The following is a 13,042-nucleotide window of genomic DNA, read 5'->3' on the forward strand; positions in this document are numbered from 1 at the left end:
TCAGGAAGGCTGAGAACAAGGTCGTCTGAAAACAGTTTCAGACGACCTTTTCTACCACTTTAGTTCACATTTGGAGATGAATGATAAGATGGACTGCTGCAATAAAATCAGACTGTCTATAATTTTAACATGGGCGTTATTGCATTCTTTCCATATATTCCGAGGTTGGAAAGAGTACGACAGGCAATCGGCTTTGATAACGATAACCAACGGCTTTCAGGTGTGGATTTTATCTGAAATAATTATTTGGGCATCCTTGGATGTCGGTTCATGCCACGGTTGCTCCTCATTTTTTAAGTGATGGGTATTCTTGCATCTCTATTTTGATGGGATTGTCAAATATGAACCGATAGCAGGCCGTATCATCCTTCCGTATGGCAAAACTGCCCCGATTTGGTTTGCAGTCTGAATAGCTGTACGCATCCAACATGAGCAGCCAGCGATCATATTCGACGGCTTGGTCATATGTTTTGATAAGAAGCACCCACATCATACAGAGTGTTATTGCATATATCCCTTTTTTGAGTGATTTAAACACGGGAGCTCTTCTACCCTCTTTCATGAGTTTGAGTACATGCCACAAGATTGGAAGTGTTAAAAACATACCTGCGGTAATGACAGTCCATACGGAAATTGAATAATTGAGATATTCGGGATAAATTCCGTATTTGTGATTGAAATAATGGGTCGCGAATATTTTGGCAACAAATAATGCGAAGGCAGAAGTAACAAAAAACTTCCATGTCCATTTGAACTTTTTTGTGATCTCGCTGCGGTTTTTCCATAACTGCCAAGCGGAAAACAATACGCATAAAAATACAAACAGTGGCAGTATTTGTATAAAAAACAGCGATAAATAAATAACGCCGACAGCAATATTTTCAAATAAGTCTTTTGAATATTTTTCCATGGGCATTTCTTGTTTCGTGTAAAGAGAAGATGTGGTAATCCAATCTTAACACGGGTAAAGAAATGCCCGCCTATTCCCAAGGTCGTCTGAAAACGTTTCAGACGACCTTTTCTACCGCCTAACTACACAAAAGGCGGCGGGCAACTCAGCGGCTCGGAGCAAAAAGACTGAGCGGTTCCGATACCGTCCGTGTGTGATGTTGTGTGAACAAGCACTTTGCCCGTGAAACAACGATCAGTAACGGGAGGGTAAAAATCGGCGGTATGGTATTTATCACACCCTGCCGTTTTGAGCGATGCCCTGATAAGGCTGACTACCGGCAACAGGTCGGGGAGCAGGTGGAAGCCCTGCATTTCAAATCAATTTAAAAGAAGATTCCTATGTATAACAGGGTTCTTGTACTAATAGTTGGTATATTGCTTTCAGCAATGACAATCAAATTAATATATACGGCCAACCTGATAACTTTTCTTACAGCAAGTCCATTTATTATCTTGAGTTATATTGCACTTGTTTGTATGTGGGTATTAGATGTTTAACCTAGATGAAGGACAAATGGAAGAAAAATAGTTATCAGAGTTACCTGTTTTGACGGAGACACGAAATGAAGCAAGAGAACGACACCTTAGCCCGACTGAAGGCAAACATAGGTGCCAAACTGCACCATGTAACGGAATACCACCGCGATCAGGAAGAACATGAAATGCTGGAGCGCATGATTTCACAGGGCATGATTCCTCAAGACGATTACAGCAAGGAAGAACGGAAATTGTTGATTAAAGCCTTTTTCGCCTTTATGTACGGACAGAAAGGGGATTTAACCCGAGAAACAGCACAGGAATTTGATCTTGTGTTGCAGGAGATTTTGAGTAACAGGTGTACAACTAATTTGCCTCCTGAGAAAAATGCACATGATCTATATATAGCTGGGCAGTTACTCTTTGAAAATAAATGTGACATTAAGTGTTTTTTGTCCTACCCCGGTCATTCGGAACGATATAAATATAAGGATTTAACCTTTAAACCGGATTTAAAGACTGAAATTGATAAGTAATCAATTTTGTATAAGGTCGTCTGAAAACGTTTCAGACGACCTTCACTTCATCTAAAAGCGAAAGGAAGCAACATGAAAAAAATCAGAAAGCCCGTCAAAAAGATTTTCATCGGTACTTATCAAAGCATGAGAGCCGCTGCCCAGCAGGTTGACCTGCTGATGAAGGGCAATGGTGATTTATGTGTGAACATTGTCCAAGAAGGAAGAAAGTTCCAAGTTCGGACGGTCGTATGGCAATGAAAAAACCGCTTTGTTGAGAAAGCGGTTTTTTCTGAGATTGGGTAATCTCGTGGGGTACGCAGATTATCCTTTTTTTCGTTCAAAATTTCAATAGCCGTCTGATTGACGGAATTTAAAAAGGTGTGTGTATGAATAAATCTTTGGGTTTGCTGGCTGCCGCCATGCTGGGGGCTGCTCCTGCGGCTTTTGCTGACGATGTGATGAACGGTGATACTCGCTTGGCGTGCGAGGCAGTTTTGTGTCTGTCGTCAGGCGACCGTCCAAGCGAGTGTGCGCCGTCGATTAAGCGTTATTTTTCTATCCGACACAAGAAATTGGGCGATACGCTCAAGGCGCGGCGAAATTTTCTCAAAATGTGCCCGACAAGTTCGGAAAACGCTGAAATGGCGGGTTTGACAGACGCGATTGCTGAGGGCGCGGGTCGCTGCGACGCGCAGGAACTGAACCGCATGATGCGCTATACGAAGTTGGAAAAGGTTTGCGAACAAAAGACCAAATACAGCTTGGGACGTAAATATGTTGTCGAGGACAACTGCCAAACGGTCAAGAAAACCTACATTCGCCCAGACAAGCCGGGTTATTGCAAGGCTTATTTCGATCACGGCTGGACGACGGTAGCCGACAAAGTACGCTACGTCGGCGAAGAACGAAATGGCGGACGCTGGGTTGATGTCCGCTAGATTATCTCGGTTGTTATTTCCTCCTGTGTTCGGGCAAGCCCTTTCCTGATGTCCGACACGCTCTTTCCCTGCGGGCAACTCCTGTCCGCAGGGCTTTTTACAGACCAAAGTCCGTTTGAAAAGCGGGTTTTGATGTGTAAAAAATCCAAACGGCCGCAAAAACGGTATTTTTTTATAACGAAACGACAATCAGGAAAGGTTGGAACAAATATGCAAGAAGTAAATTTGATAGTTCAGAGTAAAGGCGGATGTGGCAAAACATTTTGCTGCGCCTCATACGCGCAATATGTGGCGGCAAGGGCTGCTAATCAGGTAGAAGTACACTGCTACGATACCGATACCAGCAACCGTACGTTGAGCCGGTACAAACCGTTGCACGTCCAAGTAATCAACATCCTGACACGGGATAACAACGTTGATATTCGTAATTTTGACGGACTCGTTGAGCAGTTCTTGGAAAAAGACGGTATAGGCATTGTCGATACCGGTTCCAACACTTTTATTCCACTGATGTCGTATATCGCTGAAAACAACATCGCCGAACTGCTGCGGGAATCAGGTGTGCGCCTGATTCTTCATGTGCCGATTGAAGGCGGACAGGCGCAGGTTGACTGCATCGAAAGTTTGGGACGGATTTTGAACGACGTCGACGCTGAAGTAGTAGTTTGGCTGAACGAGTTCCACGGCGCAGTGGAGAATGCTGGCAAACCGTTCGAACAGTTCGGTGTTTACCAAAAACACAAAGACCGCATTATCGGTATTGTGCGCGTGGAAAAACGTAATCCCGACACGTACGGCAAAGACATTGAACAAATGACCAAACTGCATCTGACTTTTGACGAGGTGGATGCTACGACAGAAATGACGTTTATGCCCAAACAGCGACTCCGGAACGTGAAGCGCGATCTTTTCTCCAAACTGGAAAGCCTGCCAGTGATGGCAAATACTTTGAATGGTGGGGACGATGGAAAATAAGGCGTCTGAAGTTATTGCCGAAGTGTTCCGACACTCCGGAACAAGGCTGACGGAAGACGATCCAATCGTCGTGATGTTGCTAATGCAGGAACAGTCTATCCGTCAAGCCTTTGACACCTTTGCGGAGCAGCAAGCAGAAGAGAGGCTGGCATTTTTGGAGGAGCTGGAAGTCCGTGAAGGCAACATCACCGCTGCCGCCGCCAAACTGGAAAAGTACCGGGAGCAACTGCTGGCAGAGCTGGCGCAGTACGCCAACGGACAGATTGCCGAGGCCGAACAAAAAATCTATGTTTCGGTATCTCAACGTATCGCCCGTGATACGGAAGAAGCCAACGGACGGCTGGTCAAAAGGCTGGAACGACTGGTCGTCTGTACTATGGCGGCAGCTTTGGCAGTGTTGCTGATAGTGGAGTGGGTTATTTGGAAAGGAGGTTGATGTGGATGAGAAAAGTTACAAGACCCTGCTTGCAAAGCCGCCCGAAGGAATCGGCGGTTGGCCGTTGGTTTTAATCATCGAATTTAAAGATGCCGTTTACGAGGCAAACATTGCCCTGAGTCGTTCGAGGTCTGCCAAAGGCTGGAGGCAAACGTTTGCTGAAAAAGCCGAAAAAGTATGTGGTTTTTACCGACTCCAAAACGAAATAGAAAAAAGGAAGCACCAATGCTGATTGACAAGAAAAATCCCGTCAGTACGGTAAAGATACCTTCCATTGTAGTTCCGGCAGAGGAAGATTATCCACATTACCGGCTGATACCGGTGCAAACGGAAGCAGGCAACGATATGTGCCTGCTTTTTTATGTCAATGAAGAATGCTATCTGATGCTCGAACCACGCATCAAACGCTATTTGGCACTCAGAAAACTGGAACAGTTGACCGAAACTGCGCCGTTTAAAGTATTCGAAGTCATGCGGGAGGCAGAATGAGTAAAACCTACACCGTGGAAGAGGCAGCAGAATACTGCAAATGCCACGCCGAAACCATCCGACAATACATCCGTAAAGGGATGCTCGAGGCCAGCCGACCTGGCCGCCGTTATTGTATTACCCAAGCCGCACTTGACGTTTTTCTGATGCGAAAAGAAAATGAACAAGTGCAGGCTTCGCTCGAACACAGGAGTAAAGCAAAATGCCGATCTACTTACGAAACGGCGTTTACTACGTCGATATTAGAACAGAAAGCGGCCGCAGAATTAGACAGTCTGTTGGAACCAAAAACAAAAAGGAAGCGCAAAAGCTTCATGATAAATTAACATACGAGTTATGGCAGCACGAACATTTTGACGAAAAACCGAAACGGCTGTGGGAGGAGGCCGCAGTCAGGTGGATTAAAGAAAAATCCGATAAAAAAAGTATCAAAGACGACATCTGCCGCTTGCGGATGTTGCCGAAATTGCGCGGAGTCTATCTACATCATTTGAGCCGTGATTTCATTATGGATGTGGTGGACAGACTGCCTTGCAGCAACAGTACCAAAAACCGTTATATTGCTTTGATACGATCTATTTTGTACAAGGCTCAAAACGAATGGGGTTGGATTGACAAAGTTCCAAAGCTGAAACTGAAAAAAGAGGCAGAAAAGCGTATTCGTTGGTTGAAACCTGAAGAAGCGGAGCAGCTAATCAACGCATTGCCGGACGATCATTGGCGTGCAATTGCCAAATTCAGTTTCTGTACAGGGCTACGGCAACGTAACGTGTTTGGTTTACGATGGGAACAAGTCGATTTAAACCGTAAGACGGCTTGGATCTACCCCGATGAAGCCAAAGCAGGCAGACCGATTGGTGTGCCGCTAAACGATGTCGCGATACGGGTCTTATCGGAACGGATGGGGATACACAAAACTTATGTATTCACCAATCGAGAAAACAAACCCATAACGGCATTGTCGAGCAGAATGTGGAAACGCACGTTGGAAAGGGCGGGCATTTCTAATTTCAGATGGCACGACATCCGGCACACGTGGGCAAGCTGGCTAGTTCAGCGAGGAGTACCTCTGGTTGCTCTAAAAGAAATGGGAGGGTGGGAACGGTTAGATATGGTTATGCGTTACGCACATTTAGCGACCGACCATCTGATAGCTCATGCCGAAGTTCTGGATGACCTTGAAAATTTTGGACACAAATTGGGCACAAAGCAAAAAGACAGCCTGAATTATAAGCTGTCTTCTAGTAATTTAGAGTCTTAGATTATTCAATAAATTCATAGATTTATTGGTGCCCGGAGCCGGAATCGAACCGGCACGGCCGGTTTAGGGCCGACGGATTTTAAGTCCGTTGTGTCTACCTATTTCACCACCCGGGCGCAGACTGTTTTATATTAAAATTTGGAGGCGGGGGCACGGATTTGAACCGGCCTATATAAGGGTTGCACCCCTTATAGCATAAACACTCTGCCACCCCGCCATGAAATGAGTGGAGGCGAGAGTCGGAATCGAACCGGCGTAGACGGATTTGCAATCCGCTGCATAACCACTTTGCTATCTCGCCAAACAAACTACTAGGTAGTATTTAAACTGGAGCGGGAAACGAGTCTCGAACTCGCGACCTCAACCTTGGCAAGGTTGCGCTCTACCAACTGAGCTATTCCCGCATATCCAAATGTACCTGAACGATGGAGCGGGAAACGAGTCTCGAACTCGCGACCTCAACCTTGGCAAGGTTGCGCTCTACCAACTGAGCTATTCCCGCATGGGGCACATCTGAAAATTAAACTGTGGAGCGGGAAACGAGTCTCGAACTCGCGACCTCAACCTTGGCAAGGTTGCGCTCTACCAACTGAGCTATTCCCGCATCGGAGAAACTTTATAGCAACTTAAGACAGGATTCGTTTGGAGCGGGAAACGAGTCTCGAACTCGCGACCTCAACCTTGGCAAGGTTGCGCTCTACCAACTGAGCTATTCCCGCCGAATGTCTGTTTCTTGCTGCTGTTTCTGAAGAAGACGCAATTATTATGGATTTAAAACTTGTCGTCAAGAGGTTTGTTTTATTTTTTATTTGATTTCCTGCCACGCCATTTTCAGATAATAGAACATTGACCAGAGGGTTAATACAGATGCGATAAACATCAATATGTTACCTGTCAGGTAAAAAATATTGTCAAATCGATTGGAGGCTAAGAGCAATAAAAATATGGCAACCATTTGCGCGGCGGTTTTAAATTTGCCGATCGTGGCAACGGCAACGCTGCTGCGTCTGCCCATTTGCGCCATCCATTCCCTCAAAGCGGAAATGGTGATTTCCCTGCCGATGATGATAATGGCGAAAATAACATAAGTACGGCCAAGGCTGACCAGCAGCAATAATGCGGTCGCTACCATCAATTTATCCGCAACGGGATCGAGGAATGCGCCGAAATCGGAGGTTTGCTTCCAAAGCCTTGCTAAAAATCCGTCAAACCAATCGGTTACGGCTGCAAGTGCGAAAATGATAGCGGCAGTCCAATTGACGGTTTCCGGTGCAATCCACCCTTTTGGCAGGAAAAACAGCAAAGTAAAGACCGGAATCAGCAAAACACGCATCCAAGTCAGAAAAATCGGTATGTTCCAAGGCATGATTTACCTTTGATGTGGTTATGATAGTTAATTTGCCTATTATAACGGACTTGTCTGTCTGAAAGCATATGTTTTAACCATCTTTCAGACAGCAAAAGCCTTCAAGTCCGTTTGTTTTTTCGATAAAACCTGCATTGAGGCAGCCATTCTTTTTGGCACGGGTCGTCGATAAACGACTTTAAAATCTTTTGAAAGGTTTGATTTTGGGCGTTGTATATGTTGCCTTTTAGATAACACGACGCGTAATAATGCGCCAATAAATCCGCCTGCTGCTCCATATTCAGCATACCGAAATGACAAATATCGGACAGATTGGGATAGAGATAGGCACGGCGGCGGCGGTAGCCTCCGCTGACGAACAAAAACAATCCGCCCAACCAGGTTTTAAATCCTTGCTGGTACTGCCAAACATGGGTCAATTCATGAATCATCCATATTTGATGGGACTTGGAAGCGAGGGCGAAGTCGTCAGGACAGTTATTGCGCGGGAAATAGATGTTCCCGTTGGGCGAAACGGCAACCTGCATGGTCGGCAGGCAAGGAATGCCTTGATAGATTTTGACGCGGGCGTAATCAATGCTGTCGGCAAAAATCAGCTTTGCCATTTTGATTTCGTTGTCCGTCAGCCTGCGCCAGCGTTTGCTCATACCTTGTCCTTGTTACTTTCATGACGGCCGAGGTCGTCTGAAAACGGTTGTTCTGCCTTAACACTCATTCAGCTACGTTTACAAGCGATACTGCCATATCCCCTACCCGCTTTATAGTGGATTAAATTTAAATCAGGACAAGGCGACGAAGCCGCAGACAGTACAAATAGTACGGAACCGATTCACTTGGTGCTTCAGCACCTTAGAGAATCGTTCTCTTTGAGCTAAGGCGAGGCAACGCCGTACTGGTTTAAAGTTAATCCACTATATTTGCGCCAACATCATCACAAACCTTACAACATGAAGGTCGTCTGAAATTTTTCAGACGACCTTTTGAGCCTGTCAAACTATTGTCCTGAATCTTTCGGCTTCTGATTGGCGTGCTCAAACAATTTGTTCATAGGGGTCAGATTGATTGCATTACCTTGACTGACTATCCATTTATCCTCCACCCGCCAAACGCCCGAGGTATCTTCCACGCGCAGATACCAGTGGTTGGTCGGCGGCAGGGGTTTGAAAGTTGCTTCATACTCCATACGGCCGTTTTGAATTTCCGCGCTGACGGGGTGCAGTTTGACGGTTTGGTCTTCCGATTTTTTAGTCGGGTGCATCAAAAGGAGATTCAAAGGCTGTTTGGGATCGAATTCCCCGCTGACAAACACTTTGGCCGCATCCTTATCCGGACTGATCAGCACTTGCACCTGCATATGCCGCTTCACTGCCTCTTCATCACGGTGAAGCTGGATGTCGATGTGTTTGCCGTCTTTGTAATAGTCGTCCGTTACCAAATCGGTTGCATGCTCTTTGGCAACGAAGAACATGGCGACACTGGCAATCACAACGAAAATAGGCCCTGCCATCAACACCCACGGCCAAATGTGTTTGTACCAAGGTTTGACATGTTTTTGCTCGGACACGTTTTATTCTCCGATAAAGGTTGCTTCTTCTTCCAAGATAGTGGGTTTGCCATCTGCTTTGCCGGTTTCGCGATAAGTGAAGGTAAACTCAATCGGATGGCTGCCCTTGTCGGCGTATTCGGGAATGGTGGAAACTTGGACAGGAATGGTCAACGTCTGGCGCGGTGCGATTTTCACGCCGCCTTCCGGCAGTCCGGTCAGGGCAATTTCTTCAAAGCCTTTGACTGCCGCAGTCATCACTTGTTCGTTTTCGCTATTGTTGATAATGCGCAGGTTGTATGCGTTTTCCAGCCAACCTTTGCTGTTTTCGCGCACCATCACGCCGCGGTCTTTCAAAATATCGACTTCGACCATTTTGCGGGTAGAAAGTCCGACCAAGAAAGCAATAATAACCACCAGCAAAACAGCGCCGTATCCCGCCACACGCGGACGTTTCAAGCGTTTTTTGATGTCGCTTTCAGGATATTCGTGTTCCAACGCGCCTTCGGTCGTATAGCGTATCAAACCGCGCGGATAACCCATTTTATCCATGATTTCGTCGCAGGCATCAATACACGCCGCACAGCCGATACATTGGTATTGCAAACCGTCGCGGATATCGATACCGACGGGACAGACCTGTACGCACATGGTGCAGTTGATGCAGTCGCCCAATCCGCTGTCTTCTTTGTTGGCGGTTTTCTTGCGTGCGCCGCGCGGTTCGCCGCGTTCGGTATCGTAAGAAATAATCAGCGTGTCTTTGTCGAACATCGCGCTTTGGAAGCGTGCATACGGACACATATGCAGGCACACTTTCTCGCGCATAACGTGGGCAAAGAAGAAGGTCATGAAGCCGTAAAACGCTGCGGCAAACATCGCGCCGCCGCCCGCCGATCCGGCAAACAAGTCGGGAACGAACTGGCGGATCGGGACAAACCAGCCCGCAAAGGTAATGCCTGTCCACGCGCAGACAAGAAAAATCAGCAGAGCTTTAGTTGCTTTAATACGGATTTTAGTGAAATTCCACGGCGATTTTTCCAGCTTCAGGCGTTTGTTGCGGTCGCCTTCGACCAAGTTGTCGATCCACAGCATGATTTCGGTATAAACCGTCTGCGGGCAGGAATAGCCGCACCACAAGCGTCCGGCAATCGTCGTCCACCAAAACAGCCCGAAGGCGCAAATCATCAGCAGCAGGGCAAGGTAAATCAAGTCGCCCATACCCAACGACAGCCCGAAAATGAAGAAATGCCGGTCCGGAATATTGAAGAGTACCGCCTGACGGTCGCTCCAGTTGAACCACGGAATCACATAAAACACAAACTGCGTCGCCAATACGGCGGCTATACGCAATTTGGCGAACCGCCCTTCCGCTTTTTTCGGATGGATGCGTTCGCCTTCGGGATGGATTTGGATGACGCTGGATTTGGGTTTTGAGGGTTTGGGCGGAGCGGTTTTTGCCGGTTTCTCGGACTGCTCTTTCGGGGCAGCGTTTTTTTCTTCTGACACAGCGTTTTCGGCTTGGTTTTCTGTTGACATTTTTCAGTGTTCCTTCGTGTGTTTGCGCGCAGGTCTTTTATTCTGATTACTGGTTTGATTGGTTTTTCAGACGACCTTTTATATGCGTCGGAATCATATCATTTGAACTTGACCAAAGCAAAAAGCCCTACTTGGCTTTTATATGCCACCCGTTTTGATTTTTCCGTTGCCCAAGTCTGAAATCAGCGATATTCAAGCAGTTGCATATAACCGATGACGCTATGCTTATAGCGAATCACTATATCTCTGATAAAAATTTATAAACTACTGTTTCAAAACGGAATAACAGTTAATCTCATCTGCTTTGCCTGTTTCAGACGCCCCCTTATGCAGGCAACTTTTAAAACAGGACAACGCGAAACCGATGCCGTACCGGTTTGAAGTTGTCCTTCTGATAGACGGAAAGGTCGTCTGAAAGCCGCCCATATCCTTGAAAGCCTGACCGAATCAGGCGATAATCAACGGGATTTTCTTTACCGTTACCGTTTCAAACCAATACAGCAAGGAAGGTACAAAATGTCTCAACTGGCAAACGCAATCCGTTTCCTCTCGGCCGATGCCGTTCAAAAAGCAAATTCCGGCCACCCCGGCGCGCCCATGGGTATGGCGGAAATGGCGGAAGTATTGTGGACGAAATTCCTGCGCCACAACCCCGCCAACCCCAAATTCTACAACCGCGACCGCTTCATCCTCTCCAACGGCCACGCGTCCATGCTGTTGTACAGCCTGTTGCACCTGACCGGCTACAACCTGAGCATTGAAGACTTGAAAAACTTCCGCCAACTGCACAGCAAAACCCCCGGCCACCCCGAATACGGCTACACCGACGGCGTGGAAACCACGACCGGCCCGTTGGGACAAGGCATTGCCAACGCGGTGGGTATGGCATTGGCGGAAAAAATCCTTGCCGCCGAATTTAATAAAGACGGTTTGAACATCGTCGATCACTACACCTATGTCTTCATGGGCGACGGCTGCCTGATGGAAGGCGTATCGCACGAAGCCTGTTCGCTCGCCGGCACCTTGGGCTTGGGCAAACTGATTGTTTTGTATGATGACAACAATATTTCCATCGACGGCAAAGTGGACGGCTGGTTTACCGAAAACATCCCGCAACGCTTTGAAAGCTACGGCTGGCATGTCGTTCCCAACGTAAACGGCCACGACACCGCCGCCATTCAGACAGCCATTGAAGCCGCCCGTGCCGAAACCGGCAAACCGTCCCTCATCTGCTGCAAAACCTTAATCGGCAAAGGCAGCGCCAACAAAGAAGGCAGCCACAAAACCCACGGCGCACCTTTGGGCGCGGACGAAATCGAAGCCACACGCAAACATTTGGGCTGGACTTACCCCGCCTTTGAAATCCCGCAAGAAATTTACGACGCATGGAGCGCGAAAGAACAAGGCGCGAAACTGGAAGCCGAATGGAACGAGCTGTTCGCGCAATACCAAGCCAAATATCCTGCCGAAGCCGCAGAATTCGTGCGCCGCATGGATAAAAAACTGCCGGACAATTTCGATGCATACGTTCAAGCCGCATTGAAAGAAGTGTGCGCCAAAGCCGAAACCATCGCCACCCGCAAAGCCAGCCAAAACAGCATCGAAATCCTCGCTAAAGAGCTGCCCGAACTGGTGGGCGGTTCTGCCGACCTGACCCCGTCCAACCTGACCGACTGGTCCGGCAGTGTCTCCGTTACCCGCGACAAAGGCGGCAACTACATCCACTACGGCGTGCGCGAGTTCGGCATGGGTGCCATCATGAACGGCCTTGCCCTGCATGGCGGCGTGAAACCCTTCGGCGCGACTTTCCTGATGTTCAGCGAATACGAACGCAACGCCCTGCGTATGGCGGCGCTGATGAAAATCAACCCCGTCTTCGTCTTCACCCACGATTCCATCGGCCTCGGCGAAGACGGCCCGACCCACCAACCCATCGAGCAAACCGCCACCCTGCGCCTGATTCCGAACATGGACGTATGGCGTCCGTGCGATACCGCCGAATCGCTGGTGGCATGGGCGGAAGCGGTAAAAGCCAAAGACCATCCGTCCTGCCTGATTTTCAGCCGTCAAAACCTGAAATTCCAAGCGCGCAACGAACAACAACTGAACGACATCAAACGCGGCGGCTACATCATCAGCGAAGCCCAAGGCAACGCCCAAGCCGTCATCATTGCCACCGGTTCCGAAGTCGAGCTGGCTCTGGAAGCGCAAAAAGCCCTCGCCGCGCAAAACATCGCCGTACGCGTCGTTTCCATGCCGTCCACCAACGTCTTCGACCGCCAAGACGCCGCCTATCAAGCCGCCGTCCTGCCTGAAGGCCTGCCGCGCATCGCCGTAGAAGCCGGACACGCCGACGGCTGGTACAAATATGTCGGACTGAACGGCGCAGTCGTCGGTATCAACCGCTTCGGCGAATCCGCCCCTGCCGAACTGCTGTTCAAAGAATTCGGCTTTACCGTGGACAATGTGGTCGATACTGTGAAATCCGTGTTGTAAACATTAACCATCGCATCAAAGGTCGTCTGAAAACGGAAGATAAGGTTTTCAGACGA

Annotated in this window: 15 protein-coding genes and 7 tRNA genes; 10 read left to right on the forward strand and 12 right to left on the reverse strand. The window is 48.1% G+C overall.

All coding sequences use genetic code 11. The annotated features are described in order from the left end of the window. Nucleotides 1-286 precede the first annotated feature (286 nt). Complete coding sequence (locus H3L95_RS06315) at nucleotides 287-910, reverse strand: hypothetical protein (protein WP_128887936.1); 624 nt, start codon at nucleotides 908-910, stop codon at nucleotides 287-289. A 604-nt stretch (nucleotides 911-1,514) separates the two neighbouring features. Here H3L95_RS06315 and H3L95_RS06320 point away from each other — a divergent pair. From H3L95_RS06320 to H3L95_RS06360, 9 genes are all read left to right on the forward strand, one after another. Beyond that, nucleotides 1,515-1,964, forward strand: a complete 450-nt coding sequence (locus H3L95_RS06320; protein WP_003759562.1) for a hypothetical protein — start codon at nucleotides 1,515-1,517, stop codon at nucleotides 1,962-1,964. 72 nt (nucleotides 1,965-2,036) lie between these two features. Beyond that, nucleotides 2,037-2,204 carry a hypothetical protein gene (locus H3L95_RS06325; RefSeq protein ID WP_003759560.1) on the forward strand — a complete coding sequence of 56 codons (168 nt, stop codon included), beginning with the start codon at nucleotides 2,037-2,039 and terminating at the stop codon, nucleotides 2,202-2,204. Nucleotides 2,205-2,332: 128 nt separating this feature from the next. Further along, nucleotides 2,333-2,884: a TrbM/KikA/MpfK family conjugal transfer protein gene (locus H3L95_RS06330; RefSeq protein WP_003759558.1), complete on the forward strand. Its 552-nt coding sequence runs from the start codon at nucleotides 2,333-2,335 to the stop codon at nucleotides 2,882-2,884. A 210-nt stretch (nucleotides 2,885-3,094) separates the two neighbouring features. Continuing rightward, nucleotides 3,095-3,859 carry a P-loop NTPase family protein gene (locus tag H3L95_RS06335; protein ID WP_040668742.1) on the forward strand — a complete coding sequence of 255 codons (765 nt, stop codon included), beginning with the start codon at nucleotides 3,095-3,097 and terminating at the stop codon, nucleotides 3,857-3,859. Beyond that, the gene (gene traM, locus H3L95_RS06340) at nucleotides 3,849-4,295 is read left to right on the forward strand and encodes a conjugal transfer transcriptional regulator TraM (protein ID WP_003759553.1); all 447 of its coding nucleotides are present in this window, start codon (nucleotides 3,849-3,851) and stop codon (nucleotides 4,293-4,295) included. Before H3L95_RS06335 ends, traM begins: the two co-directional genes overlap by 11 nt. Before the next feature lies 1 nt (nucleotide 4,296). After that, nucleotides 4,297-4,527, forward strand: a complete 231-nt coding sequence (locus H3L95_RS06345; protein ID WP_003759552.1) for a hypothetical protein — start codon at nucleotides 4,297-4,299, stop codon at nucleotides 4,525-4,527. Further along, on the forward strand, nucleotides 4,521-4,784 hold the full coding sequence (locus H3L95_RS06350; protein ID WP_003759550.1) for a hypothetical protein: 264 nt from the start codon (nucleotides 4,521-4,523) through the stop codon (nucleotides 4,782-4,784). The genes H3L95_RS06345 and H3L95_RS06350 overlap by 7 nt, the downstream gene beginning before the upstream one ends. Then, on the forward strand, nucleotides 4,781-5,110 hold the full coding sequence (locus H3L95_RS06355) for an excisionase family DNA-binding protein (RefSeq protein WP_094105974.1): 330 nt from the start codon (nucleotides 4,781-4,783) through the stop codon (nucleotides 5,108-5,110). Before H3L95_RS06350 ends, H3L95_RS06355 begins: the two co-directional genes overlap by 4 nt. After that, the gene (locus tag H3L95_RS06360) at nucleotides 4,993-6,045 is read left to right on the forward strand and encodes a tyrosine-type recombinase/integrase (RefSeq protein ID WP_128887938.1); all 1,053 of its coding nucleotides are present in this window, start codon (nucleotides 4,993-4,995) and stop codon (nucleotides 6,043-6,045) included. The genes H3L95_RS06355 and H3L95_RS06360 overlap by 118 nt, the downstream gene beginning before the upstream one ends. A 26-nt stretch (nucleotides 6,046-6,071) precedes the next feature. Here the strand turns inward: H3L95_RS06360 and H3L95_RS06365 are convergent. The 11 genes from H3L95_RS06365 to ccoG form a co-directional block, all read right to left on the reverse strand. Further along, nucleotides 6,072-6,161, reverse strand: a tRNA-Leu gene (locus tag H3L95_RS06365). 23 nt (nucleotides 6,162-6,184) lie between these two features. Next, nucleotides 6,185-6,262: transfer RNA gene (locus H3L95_RS06370), tRNA-Cys, on the reverse strand. Between the two features lie 10 nt (nucleotides 6,263-6,272). Further along, nucleotides 6,273-6,346: transfer RNA gene (locus H3L95_RS06375), tRNA-Cys, on the reverse strand. A gap of 27 nt (nucleotides 6,347-6,373) precedes the next feature. After that, nucleotides 6,374-6,449: transfer RNA gene (locus H3L95_RS06380), tRNA-Gly, on the reverse strand. 22 nt (nucleotides 6,450-6,471) lie between these two features. Then, nucleotides 6,472-6,547: transfer RNA gene (locus H3L95_RS06385), tRNA-Gly, on the reverse strand. 26 nt (nucleotides 6,548-6,573) lie between these two features. Continuing rightward, nucleotides 6,574-6,649, reverse strand: a tRNA-Gly gene (locus H3L95_RS06390). Nucleotides 6,650-6,688: 39 nt separating this feature from the next. Further along, nucleotides 6,689-6,764 (reverse strand) — tRNA-Gly (locus H3L95_RS06395). Between the two features lie 86 nt (nucleotides 6,765-6,850). Then, on the reverse strand, nucleotides 6,851-7,411 hold the full coding sequence (gene pgsA, locus H3L95_RS06400) for a CDP-diacylglycerol--glycerol-3-phosphate 3-phosphatidyltransferase (protein WP_003744331.1): 561 nt from the start codon (nucleotides 7,409-7,411) through the stop codon (nucleotides 6,851-6,853). Between the two features lie 101 nt (nucleotides 7,412-7,512). Then, the gene (locus H3L95_RS06405) at nucleotides 7,513-8,058 is read right to left on the reverse strand and encodes a hypothetical protein (RefSeq protein ID WP_003759544.1); all 546 of its coding nucleotides are present in this window, start codon (nucleotides 8,056-8,058) and stop codon (nucleotides 7,513-7,515) included. 347 nt (nucleotides 8,059-8,405) lie between these two features. Continuing rightward, nucleotides 8,406-8,918: a FixH family protein gene (locus H3L95_RS06410; protein WP_003759542.1), complete on the reverse strand. Its 513-nt coding sequence runs from the start codon at nucleotides 8,916-8,918 to the stop codon at nucleotides 8,406-8,408. Between the two features lie 60 nt (nucleotides 8,919-8,978). Further along, nucleotides 8,979-10,490, reverse strand: a complete 1,512-nt coding sequence (ccoG, locus tag H3L95_RS06415; protein WP_070682751.1) for a cytochrome c oxidase accessory protein CcoG — start codon at nucleotides 10,488-10,490, stop codon at nucleotides 8,979-8,981. Between the two features lie 516 nt (nucleotides 10,491-11,006). On the opposite strand from ccoG, the gene tkt reads away from it, so the two are divergent. Further along, entirely contained in the window at nucleotides 11,007-12,986 is a 1,980-nt protein-coding gene (tkt, locus tag H3L95_RS06420) for a transketolase (protein WP_003759140.1), read from the forward strand. Nucleotides 12,987-13,042: the final 56 nt, after the last annotated feature.

Source organism: Neisseria sicca (assembly GCF_014054945.1).
GTDB lineage: Bacteria > Pseudomonadota > Gammaproteobacteria > Burkholderiales > Neisseriaceae > Neisseria > Neisseria sicca.